Annotated in this window: 12 protein-coding genes; 4 read left to right on the forward strand and 8 right to left on the reverse strand. The window is 50.2% G+C overall.

The window, feature by feature from the left end; genetic code table 11:
• The first annotated feature begins 82 nt into the window (after nucleotides 1–82).
• Entirely contained in the window at nucleotides 83–2,320 is a 2,238-nt protein-coding gene (locus KOI40_RS07465; RefSeq protein WP_216096856.1) for a TonB-dependent receptor, read from the forward strand.
• A 424-nt stretch (nucleotides 2,321–2,744) separates the two neighbouring features.
• Here the strand turns inward: KOI40_RS07465 and KOI40_RS07470 are convergent, their stop codons facing one another.
• The 6 genes from KOI40_RS07470 to KOI40_RS07495 all read right to left on the reverse strand — a co-directional run bounded on the left by KOI40_RS07470 (nucleotide 2,745) and on the right by KOI40_RS07495 (nucleotide 10,837).
• Nucleotides 2,745–5,234 (reverse strand): TonB-dependent receptor, encoded by a 2,490-nt coding sequence (locus KOI40_RS07470; protein ID WP_216096857.1) that lies wholly within the window; start codon nucleotides 5,232–5,234, stop codon nucleotides 2,745–2,747.
• 701 nt (nucleotides 5,235–5,935) lie between these two features.
• Complete coding sequence (locus tag KOI40_RS07475) at nucleotides 5,936–7,339, reverse strand: M20/M25/M40 family metallo-hydrolase (RefSeq protein WP_216096859.1); 1,404 nt, start codon at nucleotides 7,337–7,339, stop codon at nucleotides 5,936–5,938.
• Between the two features lie 194 nt (nucleotides 7,340–7,533).
• A complete protein-coding gene (bfr, locus tag KOI40_RS07480) occupies nucleotides 7,534–8,016 on the reverse strand; it encodes a bacterioferritin (RefSeq protein WP_216096860.1) in 483 nt (160 codons plus the stop codon).
• A gap of 1 nt (nucleotide 8,017) precedes the next feature.
• Nucleotides 8,018–8,488 (reverse strand): bacterioferritin, encoded by a 471-nt coding sequence (bfr, locus tag KOI40_RS07485; protein WP_216096861.1) that lies wholly within the window; start codon nucleotides 8,486–8,488, stop codon nucleotides 8,018–8,020.
• Nucleotides 8,489–8,819: 331 nt separating this feature from the next.
• Entirely contained in the window at nucleotides 8,820–9,425 is a 606-nt protein-coding gene (locus KOI40_RS07490) for a DUF4136 domain-containing protein (RefSeq protein WP_216096863.1), read from the reverse strand.
• Between the two features lie 62 nt (nucleotides 9,426–9,487).
• Nucleotides 9,488–10,837 (reverse strand): MATE family efflux transporter, encoded by a 1,350-nt coding sequence (locus KOI40_RS07495; RefSeq protein WP_216096864.1) that lies wholly within the window; start codon nucleotides 10,835–10,837, stop codon nucleotides 9,488–9,490.
• A 145-nt stretch (nucleotides 10,838–10,982) separates the two neighbouring features.
• On the opposite strand from KOI40_RS07495, the gene KOI40_RS07500 reads away from it, so the two are divergent.
• The 3 genes from KOI40_RS07500 to KOI40_RS07510 are packed head-to-tail and all read left to right on the forward strand — an operon-like array spanning nucleotide 10,983 to nucleotide 13,449.
• The gene (locus KOI40_RS07500; RefSeq protein WP_233710097.1) at nucleotides 10,983–12,191 is read left to right on the forward strand and encodes a molybdopterin molybdotransferase MoeA; all 1,209 of its coding nucleotides are present in this window, start codon (nucleotides 10,983–10,985) and stop codon (nucleotides 12,189–12,191) included.
• Nucleotides 12,192–12,251: 60 nt separating this feature from the next.
• Nucleotides 12,252–12,542, forward strand: coding sequence for a DUF1244 domain-containing protein (locus KOI40_RS07505; protein ID WP_216096865.1), 291 nt, complete (start codon nucleotides 12,252–12,254; stop codon nucleotides 12,540–12,542).
• Nucleotides 12,543–12,582: 40 nt separating this feature from the next.
• Entirely contained in the window at nucleotides 12,583–13,449 is an 867-nt protein-coding gene (locus KOI40_RS07510; RefSeq protein WP_216096866.1) for an MOSC domain-containing protein, read from the forward strand.
• A 9-nt stretch (nucleotides 13,450–13,458) separates the two neighbouring features.
• Here the strand turns inward: KOI40_RS07510 and KOI40_RS07515 are convergent, their stop codons facing one another.
• Both KOI40_RS07515 and KOI40_RS07520 read right to left on the reverse strand, forming a co-directional pair.
• On the reverse strand, nucleotides 13,459–14,391 hold the full coding sequence (locus tag KOI40_RS07515; protein ID WP_233710098.1) for a lysozyme inhibitor LprI family protein: 933 nt from the start codon (nucleotides 14,389–14,391) through the stop codon (nucleotides 13,459–13,461).
• Between the two features lie 72 nt (nucleotides 14,392–14,463).
• Nucleotides 14,464–16,497, reverse strand: coding sequence for a M13 family metallopeptidase (locus tag KOI40_RS07520; RefSeq protein ID WP_216096868.1), 2,034 nt, complete (start codon nucleotides 16,495–16,497; stop codon nucleotides 14,464–14,466).
• Nucleotides 16,498–16,714 lie beyond the last annotated feature (217 nt).

A 16,714-nucleotide genomic window follows, 5' to 3' on the forward strand; every position in this document is an offset into this window, starting at 1 on the left:
TCCGTTTAACGATAGCGTTAGCTCCACGATAAGAATTAATTAATAAAAACACCATAACCATAAACGGACAGGAGAGATTCAAATGGCTCGTCCCAGCAAACTTAAGCAAAAACCGTTATCCCTGCATGTCAGCGCAGCTGTTCTTAGCGCCACCGCAGCTTTCACCAGCGTCTCAGCTTTGGCTCAGGAATCTGGTCGCTCCGGCGGCTCCAGCGCACTGCTGGAAGAGATTGTAGTCACCGCCCGTAAACGTGCTGAAAATTCCCAGGATACCCCTCTGGCCATTACCGCCTACGGCTCAGACCAACTGGACGCCTTGAAAGTTCGCGACCTGGGCAGCCTGGCAGTCGGCATGCCTAACGTCGCAATGGACGACGCCGGTACAACCCGCGGCATCGCCAACTTCTCTATCCGCGGCCTTGGCGTCAACAGCTCCATTCCATCCATCGATCCTACTGTGGGCGTATTTGTCGACGGTGTCTACATGGGCACCAACGCCGGTGTGGTGATGGACATGTTCGATCTGGAAAGCATCGAAGTACTGCGTGGCCCACAGGGTATCCTGTTTGGCCGTAACGTAACGGGCGGTGCGGTTCTGGTTAACACCAAAACCCCGACTCAAGACTTCGAAGCCAGCATCCGTGGCATTTACGAAGTTGGCGGCGAGAAAGCCAACAAGTACCTGATGGGCAGCATCAGTGGCGGCCTGACCGATAACGTAGCGGCAAAACTGAGTCTCTACACCAACCGCGATGATGGCTGGTTCAAAAACGAATTCAACGACGAAGCCTTCGGTAAAACCGATACCTTTATGATTCGCCCGGTAGTGAGCTGGGACATCAATGACACCACCAATCTGACACTGCGTTACGAGTATCAGGAGAGTGAAGGTGACAGCACCCCAGGTCAAAACCACACCAACGGCCGAGGCCTGACCAACCCGTTTACCAGCTTTGATCGCGATTCACACAAGTTTGCCATCGACGAAGAAGGCCTGTTGGAAACCCGTGGCAATATGTTCAGCGCTACCCTGAACAAAGACGTAGCTTTCGGCGACGGCACCATTACCAACATTTTCGGCTGGAGAGAATACAACTCTGACTCCATTTCCGATATTGACTCCACGGTCTTGCCCCTGTTTCACTCCCTTGCTGAAATGAATACCGAGCAATACAGCAACGAGTTACGCTACACGGGTACTTTTGGTGAAAGCTGGACTTTGACCACTGGCCTTTACTACTTCACCAACGAAGTGAACTATGACGAGCACCGTGTACTGGCATTAGGATCAATCAACCAATATGGCGGTGGCGATTACGAAGTAACGTCTTTGGGTGCATTTGTAGCTGCAGATTATGCTTTGACTGATCAATGGACATTAACTGCTGGAATTCGCTTCACCAAAGAAGAAAAAGAAGCCCAAGTATCCAACCTGACATTAAACACCAACCAGCCTTGTAACATTATCGACGGTACTTGCCCATTCGATTTCGAGGATGATAAGACCTGGAACAGCTGGTCACCCAAGCTGGGCTTCATGTATGAACTGGAAATGGATGCCCGAATCTACGGCAGCTGGTCTCGAGGCTTCCGCTCTGGCGGCTATAATCTGCGTAACACCTCGACTCGTCCAGACGTATCTCCAGGGCCTTTCGATGAAGAAACCGTCAATACTTACGAACTTGGCTACAAAATGAGCCTAGGTGACCGTGGACGCTTGAACGCCGCAATCTTCTACACTGACATTGAGGATATGCAACGTGAATTGAACATCCCAGATCCAGTAGCAGGTGTTACTCAAGATATTCGTAACACTGCGGATGCGACTCTGATGGGTATTGAAATTGATGCAATGTACGGCCTGACAGATAACCTGATTCTGAATGCCTCTATCGGTTATACCGATTCCGAATACGACGAGGTAATCTACGATCTGAATGGTGACGGAGTCGTTGACAACGTTGACGAGTCTCTGGATATCCCTCGCGCTGCCGAGCTGACTTACAGCGTAGGACTTTCTTACGACATGGATCTGGGGGACTGGGGTTACGCTTCTTCCCGCATCCAATACGCCTACCGTGACGAGTCTGCCTATACCGATGACAACTACGGTTACATTGATGAGCAAGAGATTCTGGATCTGGGTATCGACATTCACACCAATGACGAAAAGTGGGTAGTTGGCCTGTATGGCAAAAACCTGCTGGACACTGTGAAGTTTGGTGGTGACACCCAACTTCCAGCCACTCTGGGTGGCGGTACTTTTGCCCCGCTGACCAAAGGCGCTGTTTACGGTGTTGAGGTGACTTACAACTATTAAGCGAACGGCTTAATACAATCTCTTGACTGACAATCTGGCGTGGGCCCGTCCCACAAAGGGTTTCAGACATCTCTATTTAGCCCTCTTATGAGGGCTTTTTTATGCCTACATATACAGCTGCCAATCTGAAGAAAGTAACAACTTCTAGAGCTTTGTTTCGCGCACGCCATTACCTTATGCAAACACCAGCGATCAACCAAGGTCTAAAAACAGATATATCGGAGAAAGGAAAAGCCAAGATTTCAATACGCCACAGAAAAGCGCATTAAATACAGACAGGAAACATGAAATAAAAAGCACCCGTAGAACGTTTGCCCAACATCCTACGGGTGAAAACAGGTAAACCAATCAAGTGTTAGCTGGCCACCAATCCTTCAGTGGCCAGCTGTGCTTTATTCAGCACTCAGGTATAACGCTATGGTTATTAGAAACGCATGCGGCCAGTAATACCAAAGGTACGTCCTTCGTTGATCCAGGCGTTATAGGTATTCGCTTGTGAGAAAGCGTCATAAACGATGTTGTAGACTTCTTCGTCGGTGACGTTCTTGCTCCACAGCTCTACACTCCAGCTTTCATCCTGAGCACCCAAACCAACACTCAGGTTAAACAACCAGTAATCATCCTGCTCAGAGATTGGGTCGTTATCCTGTGCGGTAAAGTACTCAGAGCGGTAGCTGTAAGACGTACCCGCCGTCAGCTGCAACGCACTGCCAATTTCCGTGGTGTAACTGATTACACCGGAGTAGTTCACATCGGAGGTCAATACAACCGGCTCACCAGTAAGATCCTGAGTAATTGTCGGATCAGTCAAGTCTACGTTTTTCTGCGCTTGAGTGGGTGAGGCGTCCTTGTAGTCACTGTATTCAATATCCTGTATCACTAAACCGCCACTGAACAACCAGTGTTCATTGGGACGGAACGCGTAATCCAGCTCCAGACCTTTACCTTCCACTTCTGCGGCGTTGCGGACAGTGAAGGACAAACCGTCAAAGGAGTTTGCCTGGAAATCTTCCAGCGTTTGATAGAACAAGGCTGCATTTAATTGAAGACGACCGTCCAGCCATTGTGACTTCAAACCAATTTCATATGAGGAGACTTCTTCGGGATCAAAAATTGGCAGATCCGGATCGGCATTGCGATTGCCACCGGTGGCACCACCTGCCGTACGATCCATATTCAGGCCACCCGCCTTATAACCTTGAGCAAAACGCGCGTAGGTACTGAACTCATCGGTCCACATGTAATTTACACTGACAGTACCACTGACATTATCGTCATCATACTTGCTGGTAAAATCCTCGTATGGCGCACCAAATTGGAGCTGCTGTGCAAAGGGACTAAGTGCTACCGCAGCACCAGCTGCAATCGTCGAGCCATAGAGCGGAGTCAGAGCATTAGTGATGCCAGTCTCAATCAGTGCCGGACTCAAATCCGCATAGGGATTGCTGCCTTCCCAATGATAGTCTCCGGTTTTTTCCTCTTCAGAATAACGAAGACCAAACGTCACACTCAACTTGTCAGTGGCATTCCAGGTAGCCTGACCAAACAGAGCCATGCTCTCAGAGTTATAGTCAGTGTTGGTCGTCGTATAGTCATCCGGTGACATATAAGTACCGTAAGGTACGCCTAATCCAGCCTCAATGGCACTAATCATAGGAAAAGCAATGCCAGGGTTCAGCGCGAACAAAGTATCGTAATAGGCTCTGGTATCATCGCCAAAGTACAGCGGGTGGTTGTAATCGATGTCCTGATTGAAGTAGAAAAAACCAGCCATCCAGTCTACGGTTTGTGAACCGGTTGAGGCCAGGCGGATTTCCAACGACTGCTCATCAATGTCCTGCTGCTTATCTTGAGTCAAAATAGCAACATCTGTGGCATCCGCATCGTTAAAGGCACTGTCTTCAAACTTGCGGTAAGAACCAATCACTGTCAGCTCCATTTCGCTGAATTCCCAATTGAATTCACCCGAAACGCCCCAGTCTTTCATATCGTTTTTAACACCAGCGTTGGTCAATGTGTCGCGATCAAACGAATCGATATAGTTACCTGGCACTCCTTGGTAAGAACCGCTTTGCCCCGGAAGAGTTGAACCACCTACGGCTTCAATAACTCCAGCTGTCGGGCCCTGGAAAATAGGCACACCAGCACAGCACAATTCATTACTTTCGGAGTAATCTGCAATCACACGCAGGGTTTTAGTGTCATCGATATCCCACAGCAGCTGACCGCGCAGCGAATAACGATCGCGATCGTTGTAGTCTTTATTCAGGTTTTCGTCGTGGATGTAACCGTCTTTTTCCTGATAGCTAGCGGATACACGATAGGCCAGAACGTCATCAACCAGTGCACCGGTAGCAAAAGCCTTGGTCTGGAAATAACCCTCATCACCTGCAGACACATCGATACCGCCAGCAGTTTCATAGCTTGGCTTGGCCGTACGCACGCTGATAACACCCGCAGAGGTATTGCGACCGAACAGAGTACCTTGTGGTCCTTTCAGAACTTCAATACTTTCAACGTCAACATAATCAGACAGTGCAGAACCAGGACGGCCACGGTACACACCGTCGATGAAGACACCAACAGATTGTTCCAGACCCGCGTTATTACCCGCTGTACCAATACCGCGAATGGCAAATACAGACTCAGAACCACCACTGGAAGCATTAACAGATAAAGATGGATCCATTTGTTGCAGATCGCCCACATCACGAACCTGGGCCTTATCCAGGGCATCCGCACTGTAGGAAGCAACAGAAATTGGAACTTCAAGAATGGATTGGCCACGCTTCTGAGCGTATACCACAACTTCTTCCAACAAACCCTCTTGCGCAAACGCAGGAGTCCCAAGCACACCGGAAGCCATTGCTACAGCAATCGCAAGCCCAGACTTATAACTGACTTTCGCAGACATATTTCACTCTCGTTTTTGGCGTTATAAATTATTAGTAGGCGATGCATTCGTTCACATCTGGAAAAGAAAATACCGAACAATCCGGATCCTTGGCAATAGTTCACAAAACACCGAAATGGCGTATGAAATGGTATTTAAGGAACCAATTTTTCCAATTTGGGCAAACGCTTACCAAGCACCACCGACACTTTCAATAACTTAATGAAACAGCCTGTCTCACTTCCTACAACTTATTCCTGTTTGTCGATTGCCAAGCACTCAAAAAGCTCTGAACATCCTATTTCCACCTCGAAAGTAGAACTTTTAGGAATAAATAAACTTTAACCTCAATTGGTACGAAACGGGACAGATAAGGGTAACCCCTTAAGCCCTTTAGACACCCGTCATGCCTCTCAGCGCGACATATCCGACCTGACCCAAACGTTCATGAGAATGAATACACAGGGTTTAACACACGAATTAACAGAGGAAGTGCCTCTGCCAGATCACGCAGAAATCAAGCAGGCAAAAGCCACAAGTGAACTGCAGGCCTTAGTCCCATCAGGGCAAACCTTTGGGCCGTTGACGTGTCGCTTATACCTACAGGGAATTAAGAGAAAAGGACGACTTAATGCAATAGTGAGCCATCAAAAGGTATGACTGAATGTTCAGGCCATACCGCTCCTTGCATATTTGCAAATGTCTAATCATCGCACGGGAAACTAAAAAGACGCCTGCCGGATCAGCTCAGTGGATAATTCAACTGCCGTATCAACACTGTCAACGGCTACACGTTCGTCGGTTCCATGCACTTTACCCACATCATCTGAAGGCAAGGTGTATGGATGAAATCGGTAAATGCTTTCCGTTAGTCCGACATAATGTACGGTATCTGTTGTGGCTGTCAGCATGCTGGGGGTTACAACAGCGGATGGCAATACACTGTGGATTGCTGCTGCGACTCGCTGAAACCCCACTCCCTCCACGTCAGATACTGGTGGCCCTTGCATCCAGTCATTTGATGTAATCGATATTGCAGGATCATCAATAATGTCCGCCACATCCCTGATCAGATCCTCTGGCGAAACACCCGGCAACAGCCTGAAATTCACTTTGGCTTCCGCTTTCTGACTGATGACATTCTCTTTGATACCGGCATTAAACATCGTAACAGCGGTGGTGGAACGAACCAGCGCATTACTGACCCTGTCGCGACTCAATGTCCAGGTCAACAAAGGCGCACTCAGCCATTGATTACGCATCATAAACCCCTGTACACCACCGATATGCTCACCCACTGTCGCCAGCATTTCGCTGACGGGTGGCTGGAGACGAGGTTTGAAAGGGTTTTCGTGCAGAGCCGTTACGGCTTTGGCCAAACGAATAATGGCATTGTCATTAACGGGTGTGGACGAGTGCCCACCCTCTCCCTCAGCTTTTAGGGTCAAAGTGACATAGGTTTTTTCTGCCAACCCCACCATCGCCACGGACCGGTCAGAAAGGAACGGATTGTCACTCAACACAAGACCACCCTCACCCACCATGAATTCCAGTGAGCCATAGCGTTGCTTCAGGATACGTGCAATGTTCACAGCCCCCTGAGCCCCACCTATCTCTTCATCATGAGCAAACGAGAAAAGCAGTGTGCGCTCCGGCTGAAAGCCACTTTTGAGTAAGGACGATACAGCTTCCAGGGTGGTTATCACCGTCACCTTATCATCCAGCGCGCCGCGCCCCCACACATAGCCTTGGTCAATAACTCCGTTAAAGGGGGGATGAGTCCATTCAGACTGAGTCCCCTGTTCAATGGGAACCACATCATAATGCGAATCGAAGAGCACGGGTTTTAACGATAAGTCTTGCCCTTTCCAGGTGAGCAACAAGCTGTGTTCTGCAATTATCTCGACGTCAAGAGTCGAGAAAACTTCAGAGTATGTGCTTCGCAAAAAACGCTGAAATTCACGAAAGGCTGGCAAGTCCATCTGGCCACTATCCTGATAACTCACTGTCGGAAAGCGGATAGCTTCAGCAAGATGCCCTGCGGCGAGCGACGACTCTTCAGACCAGCTTAAAGCACTCGTCATGCCCCCCAACAACAAAGTACCCACCAGAACCAGCTTATTCAAGTGCGCCTCCCATTCGTCTTTAGATATGCCATGAGCCAACCAGTATGCCCCTAAAGTTTGGTACAACTTTACATTAAAAACTCCGCGACTGCTTCCTGTAACTCCAGCCTCAGTGGCAATCGATTTACGACAAGCATAAAAAAAGGCTCCATCCGGGGAGCCTTTCAATCATTCATTCAGCTTGTTAATTGGAATCAGGACTCAGAAGCACTCATCTGGGACTGAATGTAATTTTGCAAACCGATTTTGTCAATCAGACCCAGATGCTGCTCCAACCAATAGATATGGTCCATTTCGGTATCATCCAAAAGTTTTTCCAGCATCTCTCGACTGACGTAATCTTTTTCCTCTTCACACACACCAATAATTTTTCGAAGGCTAGCGGCCACTTCCAACTCTGCCGCCAAATCGTTTTCCAGCATTTCTTTAACGTTGCTGCCAACATTAATTGCCTGGCGTGACGCGGTATCTGGAGTGCCCTCCAGAAAGAGAATTCGCTCAATCAGATGTTTTGAGTGATCCAATTCTTCTTCATACTCATGCGCCAATTTTTGATGCAGCTTATGGATACCCCAATCTTCATACAATTTGGAGTGCGCCAGGTACTGATCCATGGAGGTGAGTTCCAGCGTTAATTGCTGGTTTAAAAGATCGATGATTTTTTTCGAGCCTTGCATGTTATTCCTCCAACATGGACTGCAGATAATTCTCAATGCCGGTGTTCTTGATCAAAAACTGTTGAGTTTCAATCCAGTCCACATGTTCTTCTTCATATTCGAGAATGCTCTCGAGCAATTCACGACTGATATAATCCTGCTCTTTTTCACACAACTCGATACTTTCCCGCAGCAGTGCAATTTGCTCCATTTGAAAATCCAGATCGCACTGCAGCATTTCTGCAGCATGCTCACCAATACGGATCTTTCCAACATCCTGCAGATTCGGCAAACCTTCCAGAAACAGAATCCGTTCAATCAAGTCATCCGCTTGCTTCATATCCTTGATGGATTTTTTGTAATCTTTTTCATTGAGCTCTTCCAGGCCCCAATTGCGAAACATTCGCGCATGCAAAAAATATTGATTGATGGAAGTCAGCTCGTGAAAAAGCACCCTGTTAAGCGCCTTGATTACGTTACTGTTGCCTTTCATGTTAAAGCCTTAGGTAAGTCGTAGAAAAAACAATGGATATAATTGAAATAGACAGAAGACACATAATTATTGCCAACGCCTTAATGAGTACAGGATAGCGCAACCGCACTGCAGTAAAAAGCTTATTTATGCATTATTTCTACTTTTTTCTTGCCAAAAACCAAAAAATATAATAACGATATTGAGATCGATTTTTGTTTAAAATCGTCACTGACTCTTATTCGTCAACAAAGTGACTTTACAGCCATAAAAAATGCCGGAAGCGACAACTTCCGGCACCCCACACAATAAAAAGAAATGATTCCGCTTACGGTTTCAGTTCTGAATGTGTTTACCCTTTATCAGGCTCTGGCGGAAACTCTTGCAAAACTTTTGTGACGACATTTTTAATCGCACTGCGTTTTTCTTCAACCGTCTGATCTTTTTTCAGGCGCCCAACAGCAGTACCACGCCACACCAACTTGTCATTGCCATCAATCACATCAAGCACAAAAGTTCCTTCCTCATAGTGAACAGTTCTGACTTCAGGTGCGGTGGTATAGGCCATGCTGTAACCATAACGGTAGTAGCCTGCGCCATAGCCCATCGTGAACCCGGGCGCCATGCCACTATAGGTGTTGTAGGTATTTACATCGGTACGATCCTTGGTGGTGATGCTGTAATTGATCGTAAAATCCACATCCCCCGTTTGAACCAACTGATAACCTTTGGCAGCGAGCGTCTCATCCACGGCCTGATGAATTCGCCCTTTCAGAATGTCATTGCCCTGAAAACTGGCTTTATCCTGACTGTTGTCTCGCCAGCGGTAGGTTTTGTAACTGGAAAAGTTCACACCCTCTCGATAATCGTGATCCACACTGACTCCACTTGTGGAGCAGCCAAATAACACTAGCGATACCAGAATCAGCCATAATCCAGATAACCGTGGTTTTCTCATTAATACTCTCCTTGAATAAATAGACAGTTTTACTATAGCGGATTATTTCAAGGTAGCAGATCTTAAGAGACAGGTCGCCGGGCAATTCGAATTAAGCGGCTGCTGAGCAAAACAGCCGTTAGAGACAGCCCTACAACCAGGGCAATCCAAAATCCCTCTGCCGCCAGAGGCTCTCCCCACCAATCGGTCCGCGCGAGACTGATCCCCAGAGGAATGGCAACGCCCCAATAGGACAACAAGATCATCGCCAGCGGTTTGCGGGTGTCCTGATAAGCCCGCAGAGCGGCATTGGACGCAATCTGTATCTGATCAGGAAATTGATAAATCGCCATCCAGACAAACAACCCGGCTGCGACGGCTTGTAACTCAACATCGGTGGTATACCAACCCACAATAGTGTGGCGGAAACTTAGAATCACGGTCATCGTTGACAGCGCCAGCATCCCGGACGATAAAACCCCCGTGCGCACGACAAAATTTGCCAGATCCTGCTGCTTGCGCCCCAGAAAATAACCGACCCGGATGGTGATTGCCTGAGAAAGACTCAACGGCAGCATAAAGATCAGGTGCGACACGCTCAGAGCAATCTGATGACTGGCCACCACCAAAGCCCCCAGCGGTGCAAGTAACAGCGCTATCGCCGAAAAGATGGATACCTCGGCAAACACAGCCAGAGAAATGGGCATTCCCAAACGGGCAATTTGACGAATCTTCTTTCCATTTGGCCACTGAAAATGCGCAAATAATCGAATGCCTTCATAGCGATCCGCACGAGAAGTAAACCAGTAAAGCACCAACACCTGGGACCACATACTGACGGTTGTCGCCCAGCCACAGCCGGCACCTCCCAGCTCTGGAAACCCCCAGCGGCCGTAGATCAAGGCGTAGTTGAGTGGGATGTTCACAAGGAAAGCCACCAGACTGCTGATCATAAACGGCTTGGTGCGCCCCATACCCTCTGTGAATGAACGCAAACTGCTGAAAATTGCAGCCCCAGGCAAACCGATAGCTACGGCAGACAGATAATTTTTTGTGATGCCTGCAAACGCCTCATCCACCGACAGCCAGCGCAGTGCAAAATCAATATTGAACAACAGCACCATGCAGGGTGCGGCCACCATCAATGACAACCAGATACTTTGCTGAACCGTTGTGACAATGGCTCCCCGATCACCCGCCCCATAGAAACGTGCCACCATGGAGGTGGTGGCAATCAGCAACCCGGTGATCAAAAGGAAAACGGGCAGCCACAAACCGCTGCCAACGGCCACCGCCGCCAAATCGTTGGCCCCGTATCGACCGGCCATCAGCGTATCCACGGCTCCCAGGCCCGTAGAGAGCAGCTGCGCTGCCAGTAGCGGGCTGGCTAAACGCCACAAATATTTAAACTCGGTAAAAAAAGAGGGTTTCACAAGAATCCTGACCGTTTGTGTGACGCCATCTCGTGGCAATCAATGAGAGAAGCGCATTCTAACGATTTACCCGCTGAGGCACAGTAAAAGATGCCCGGGAGAGGTATACTGGCGATTTGAAAGAATACTCAGAGACCACAGTCCCATGACCGGCATGATTCCCGCCAGTGAAGCCCTGGCTCAGATCTTAAACGCGGCACAACCCCTGACAGACACCGAAATGTGCCCATTGATACAGGCTCATGGCCGCACTCTGGCTGCCCCTCAGCTGAGTCCGCTTGATGTTCCACCGGCGGATAACAGCGCTATGGACGGTTACGCCATTCGCCACGCCGATCTTGATTCTTCCGGGGCAGAGCTGCAGCCTTTTGTCATCAGTCAGCGTATTCCCGCAGGTCACGTGGCCTCCGCTCTGGAACCGGGAACCGCTGCGCGAATTTTTACCGGTGCCGAAATTCCGGTCGGCGCCGATACCGTGATCATGCAGGAGCAATGCCGGACAGAGGACAACACCGTCTATATTCCCGCTGACGTCTCTCCGGGAAACAACATCCGTCCACAGGGGCAGGACATCCGTCAAGGCGCTGAAGTGGCAACCACCGGCCAGCGGCTCACGCCGCAAACGCTGGGATTGCTGGCCTCCATCGGTATCGATCAAGTCCCTGTGCTGCGTCGCCTGAAAGTCGCCATCCTCTCCACCGGGGACGAATTGGTAGAACCCGGACGGCCCCTGAAGCCGGGACAGATTTACAATTCCAACCGCTACCTGCTGGCGGGCCTGCTCGATAAAATGGGCATCACCTGCATCGACCTGGGACGTGTTGAAGACACGCCCGAAGCCACGCTTCAGGCTCTCAGCCGCGCCACCCTGGAAGCCGATGTCATACTCAGCACCGGCGGCGTCTCGGTGGGTGAAGAGGATCACGTCAAACACGCGGTTGAGAAACTCGGCGAGCTGGCCCTCTGGAAAATGGCCATCAAACCGGGTAAACCTCTGGCATTTGGTCGGGTTGGAGATACCCCGTTTTTCGGCCTGCCGGGCAATCCGGTGTCTGCTTTTATTACCTTTTTACTGTTCGCACGGCCCTATTTACAGACCATGCAAGGACTGACGCCGCTGCTCCCACAAGGCAGTCAGATGCCGGCCAGCTTCAAGCGCCCCAGAAAGAGCATTCGCCAGGAATTTGTGCGAGTGAAAGTCACCGATGACGGTAAAATGGAAACACACCCCAACCAGAGCTCTGGCGTACTGTCGTCGACCAGCTGGTCCAACGCCATGGCCATCGTTCCCGTTGATACAACCATTAGTGAAGGTGATCTGGTACAGGTCATTCGCTACGATCAGCTGTTTTAGCCATTATTTGCCGAAGGCATTCACCCCTGACATCCACCCCAAACTGACAAAGGTGTTTTTATGGATAAGCAAACTCAAACCGAACTGGAAGCCGCAGCCTTTCGCCGTCTGCTGCAACATCTCGACAGCCGCAAGGATGTTCAAAACATTGAGCTGATGAACCTGGCGGGTTTTTGCCGTAATTGCTTAAGCAAATGGTATATGGCTGCGGCGGAAGAGAAAGGCCTCGAAGTGGATTACGATCAGGCCCGCGAAATTGTTTACGGCATGCCTTACAGCGAGTGGAAAGAAAAACATCAAAAGCCGGCGACGCCTGAACAGCTGGCAGAATTTGAAAAGAAACAATCTTAATTCCACCCAGCAAATCGTCAAACCATCGATGAGGACCAGCATGACCCGTTTGCGGATAGAACAGCTCACCATCTACCCGGTTAAATCTCTGCGTGGCATTCAGGTTGATGACTGGCCCATCACGGCGGAAGGTTTGCTCTATGACCGCCACTGGATGCTGGTCATGCCGAACGGACGCTTTGTCACCCAGCGACAACTGCCGCGAATGGCACTGATCGACACCCGCATTGACGGCGACGACCTGGTATTGAGTGCGGCGAACAAGGGAGAAGTTCGCCTCCCTCTTCAAACGGCTGAAAACACACAACAGAACACATTTACAGCCAATATCTGGCGTGACAACTGCGAAGTGGTTGAAGCTGCAAAAGACGCGTCCGCCTGGCTGAATCAGGTTTTACAACCACCCAAGCCTTTACGGCTGGTTGCCATGGCCGATGATCATCAACGGGCGCAATCTCAACCGGAGCGCTTTGGCGAAGAAACTCACACCCGCTTTGCCGATGCCGCCCCGTTGCTGATTGCCAACACCGCCTCTCTGGATGCGCTCAACCACGCGCTGAAAAACAAAACCATGTCGACTGTCGACATGCGCCGCTTTCGGCCAAATATTGTGTTGTCCGGCGTAGACGCGTTTGCAGAGCATCAGCTGGATGATTTACAGAGAGAAGATGGCCTCACGTTGCAGTTGCGGGATCACTGTGAGCGCTGTGTGATGACCACCATTGATCCCGATACCGGTGAAAAGTCTGCCGATATGGAGCCTTACCACACGCTGGCGACTCTGAACCCCATGCCCGGCAACCCCAAAGCTGCCGCCTTTGCCATTAACGCCACGCTGGCCGCAGCGAAAGGCAACCAGACATTGCACATCGGCGATACTTTTGCGCCGAAAGCTGAGGCAGGTTGAGACAGGCGCTTACGGTTGACGGCAAACCTTGTCCGGCTGAGACGGCCCCCAGGACAGGGTTGCCTGCTCGCCGTTCAGTGTCACCGCGCGGCCTTTCTCTCCGGTGTAGAGGGAATCCTTCCACAACACCAATGGCTGCCGCGTATCACCGTACTCAACAGCGACGGCAGGCACCCCATCCGTTTCGTATGAGGTAACGTAAAACTCTTCGCGTTGATCTGCACACACATAGCGAACTGCTTCAGACGCGTTCACCAACGACCAGGACGCCTGCAACAGCGCTATGCGTCTCTGGTATTCTTTTTTCGTGCAGCCAAACTGGTCGTCTGGCTCTTTCCAACATTCATTGCGACCTTTAATCCAACCCCGCTGAGAAGCCTTCAGATACTTGACGGCCCGTTCCGGGCGGTCGTCCAGACTTTTGGCGGCAGCCAATGCGGCCTGATACACCGTATCCATCTTGCGATCGAGCTCCGCCAGTTCCGGCTCCTTGCACACCAGAGTTTCAATACTGCCCTGAGCTTTCTGGCAGTCAAAGGCCGGGCCTTCACTCCATTCGCTCTGAGAGTCCGTCTTTACCAACTCACCGTACTCAGTCAGATATAAATTCTGAATCCAGCCTTCATACCCTTCATAGGACACTTTGCACCAGGCATCATCTTTAGCCTTTTTTCGAGCCTCTTCACTCATCGAGCTCCAGGTTTGAAAATCCGGGATGCCAGTACAACCCAGATTTTTTAACCGGGACTCTCTGGGCACATTGTCGCTAACCAGATCGGAATCCAGCGAGTGATCCTCATAAAGCGGTACGGCTTTACCAGCGGGTGTATCGATTTTGATTTGATAGAAATCCGGCCCTGAAGCTTCGGCCACAACCTGCTGTCCCATCAAAAGACCGACAAACAATATCTGGATCTTAAATAGATTGATAATGCAGTTCATCCCTGCTCCCTTTTTCAGTGAACGACCAAGTGATTGTCTTTTGAACTGAACGACCACCCCGAGACTGACAGCTCACCAGATATGCACTCGCTCTGTCGGCGGCAAATACAAAGTGTTGTCTTCAGCCACACCAAACGCTTCGTACCAGGCATCGACATTACGCAGTACGCCATTGACCCTGTATTGATTCGGGCTGTGCGGATTGGTCAGCACCTGCTTTCTCATAAAGCCTTCTGTCTGTATCGAACGCCACATCTGGGCCCAGGACATAAAGAACCGTTGATCTCCGGTGTAGCCATCAATAACAGGGGCTTTACCCGCGTAATTCTTTTTCACGTATTCGCGATAGGCCTCATGAGCAACCGAGATGCCTCCCAGATCACCGATGTTTTCGCCGAGGGTCAGCTGGCCATTGACGTGCAAACCCTCAATGGGCTCATAGCTGTCGTATTGTTTTACCAGCACCGCTGTACGCTCTTCAAAGTGCTCTCTGGCTGCAGAGGTCCACCAGTCCCGCAAACGGCCTTCACTGTCTGAAAGGCTGCCCTGATCATCAAAGCCGTGTCCCATCTCATGTCCGATTACCGCTCCGATGGCCGCAAAATTCACCGCAGGATCGGCCTGCGGATCAAAAAACGGCGGCTGGAAAATGGCCGCAGGAAAAACAATCTCATTGCGCGACGGAGAGTAATAGGCATTGATATCCTGCGGATTCATGCCCCACTCCCACAGCCTTCGCGGGCCATGCAACTTGGCCACTTCATCCGCCCAGTACCACGCCTGAATACGCCTGGTGTTGCCAATCAAATCCGTTGGGCGGATGGTGATCTGACTGAAGTCCCGCCACTTATCCGGATAACCGATTTTGGCCACAAAGCCATCCAGCTTTTTATAGGCTTCGGCTTTTGTTTCTGCGTCCATCCAGGAGGAACGCTGAATGCGCTGGCGAAAGGCTTCACGAATATAGCCAATATACTCTTTTAACAGGGCTTTATTGGATTCCGGGAAAAAGTGTTTTACGTAAATTCGTCCTAGCACTTCACCCAGGGAATCATTAACAAATCCTTGAGCCCGTTGAGCCCTTGGGCGCATTTCTGCAATACCGTTAAGACGAGTTGAATAAAACGCAAAACTCGCCTCGGCGTATTCTCGCGGCAGCAAAGCCGCGTAGTTATCAATGCAATGGAAGAGCAAATAAGATCGCAGCACATCGACGGGCGTTTCAGAAATCAATTTGGCAATGCCCCGAATGGCGGTATTGGATTCGACGATCAGACGAGTTTGCCCACCCACCCGCATTTCATCCATAAAGGCTGCCCAATCAAATCCCGGAGCAAATTTGATCAATTCGGCTTTGCTCATCGGCTGGTAATTTTTAACCCGGTCACGCAACTCTTCGGCAGGCCAATGCAATTCCGCCAAACGGGTTTCAAACGCGAGAATGTCAGACGCGCGCTGCTCGGCCCAATCGAGACCCGCCCGGTTGAAAGAGTCCTCAATGTAACGGGCATAATCTCGGCGGATATCCGCATACAGCTTGCTGTCATTCAGATAGTAAGCCCGATCTGGCAATCCCAGACCACTCTGCCAGACAACCAGGGTGTAGCGCTGAGGGTTCTTTTCATCCAGCCTCACCCCCATACCCACAGCCGAATGCTGCATGGGTCTGGCCATCCAGCGCGCCACCTCACTGTGGCTGGATATTTTCAGCAGCTTCCTGAGATCCCCCCGAATGGGTGTGAGGCCAAGCTTCTCAATGCGTTCTTCATCCATGTAACTTTGATACAGCGCCTGTATCTGCTGCCCACCCACTTCATCCTTATCTACGTCAGTGATGATCGAGTGAATTTGTTCTTCACTGCGCAGATACACTTCTACAAACGAGTCCACCCGGGGGAAGCCCTGAGGGATCTTGGTGGAGTTCAGCCAGCCCTCATTCACAAACCGATAGAAATCATTGCCGGGAATCACGGTGTCAGAAAGGTATTGTGTCTCCACTCCCCACGCCCCCAGCATGGGTTTACTGTCTGAAGATGGCGACGTGGTCTGCGTCGCAGCCCAAGCGACAGAAGACACCCACAAGCAGGCGAATAACCATGTTTTCATATTTCCCTTTACTCCTGACTCCATAGGAAGTGATTCCAACGCACAGATTACCAGCAAACCTCACCGCCAGCAGGCTTCGACGGGTTGCGGAGCCGTAAAAGTATGAATTCAACCCAGATACAGCTTCAGAGGCTGAAAGCCCATGAAGACCAGCGTTAAAGGCTGTCCTCACCCAATACAAAGCCCGATCTGCGTGCTTCTGACCCTCCTGAGTATA

The organism is Pseudomaricurvus albidus (genome assembly GCF_018863235.1).
Lineage (GTDB): Bacteria > Pseudomonadota > Gammaproteobacteria > Pseudomonadales > Cellvibrionaceae > Pseudomaricurvus > Pseudomaricurvus albidus.

Bases quoted from the DNA above. Each gene is read 5' to 3' on its own strand.
- KOI40_RS07465 (WP_216096856.1), top strand. From the start codon at position 83: ATGGCTCGTCCCAGCAAACTTAAGCAAAAACCGTTATCCCTGCATGTC.
- KOI40_RS07470 (WP_216096857.1), bottom strand. From the start codon at position 5,234: ATGTCTGCGAAAGTCAGTTATAAGTCTGGGCTTGCGATTGCTGTAGCA.
- bfr (WP_216096860.1), bottom strand. From the start codon at position 8,016: ATGCAAGGCTCGAAAAAAATCATCGATCTTTTAAACCAGCAATTAACG.
- bfr (WP_216096861.1), bottom strand. From the start codon at position 8,488: ATGAAAGGCAACAGTAACGTAATCAAGGCGCTTAACAGGGTGCTTTTT.
- KOI40_RS07490 (WP_216096863.1), bottom strand. From the start codon at position 9,425: ATGAGAAAACCACGGTTATCTGGATTATGGCTGATTCTGGTATCGCTA.
- KOI40_RS07500 (WP_233710097.1), top strand. From the start codon at position 10,983: ATGACCGGCATGATTCCCGCCAGTGAAGCCCTGGCTCAGATCTTAAAC.
- KOI40_RS07505 (WP_216096865.1), top strand. From the start codon at position 12,252: ATGGATAAGCAAACTCAAACCGAACTGGAAGCCGCAGCCTTTCGCCGT.
- KOI40_RS07510 (WP_216096866.1), top strand. From the start codon at position 12,583: ATGACCCGTTTGCGGATAGAACAGCTCACCATCTACCCGGTTAAATCT.
- KOI40_RS07515 (WP_233710098.1), bottom strand. From the start codon at position 14,391: ATGAACTGCATTATCAATCTATTTAAGATCCAGATATTGTTTGTCGGT.
- KOI40_RS07520 (WP_216096868.1), bottom strand. From the start codon at position 16,497: ATGAAAACATGGTTATTCGCCTGCTTGTGGGTGTCTTCTGTCGCTTGG.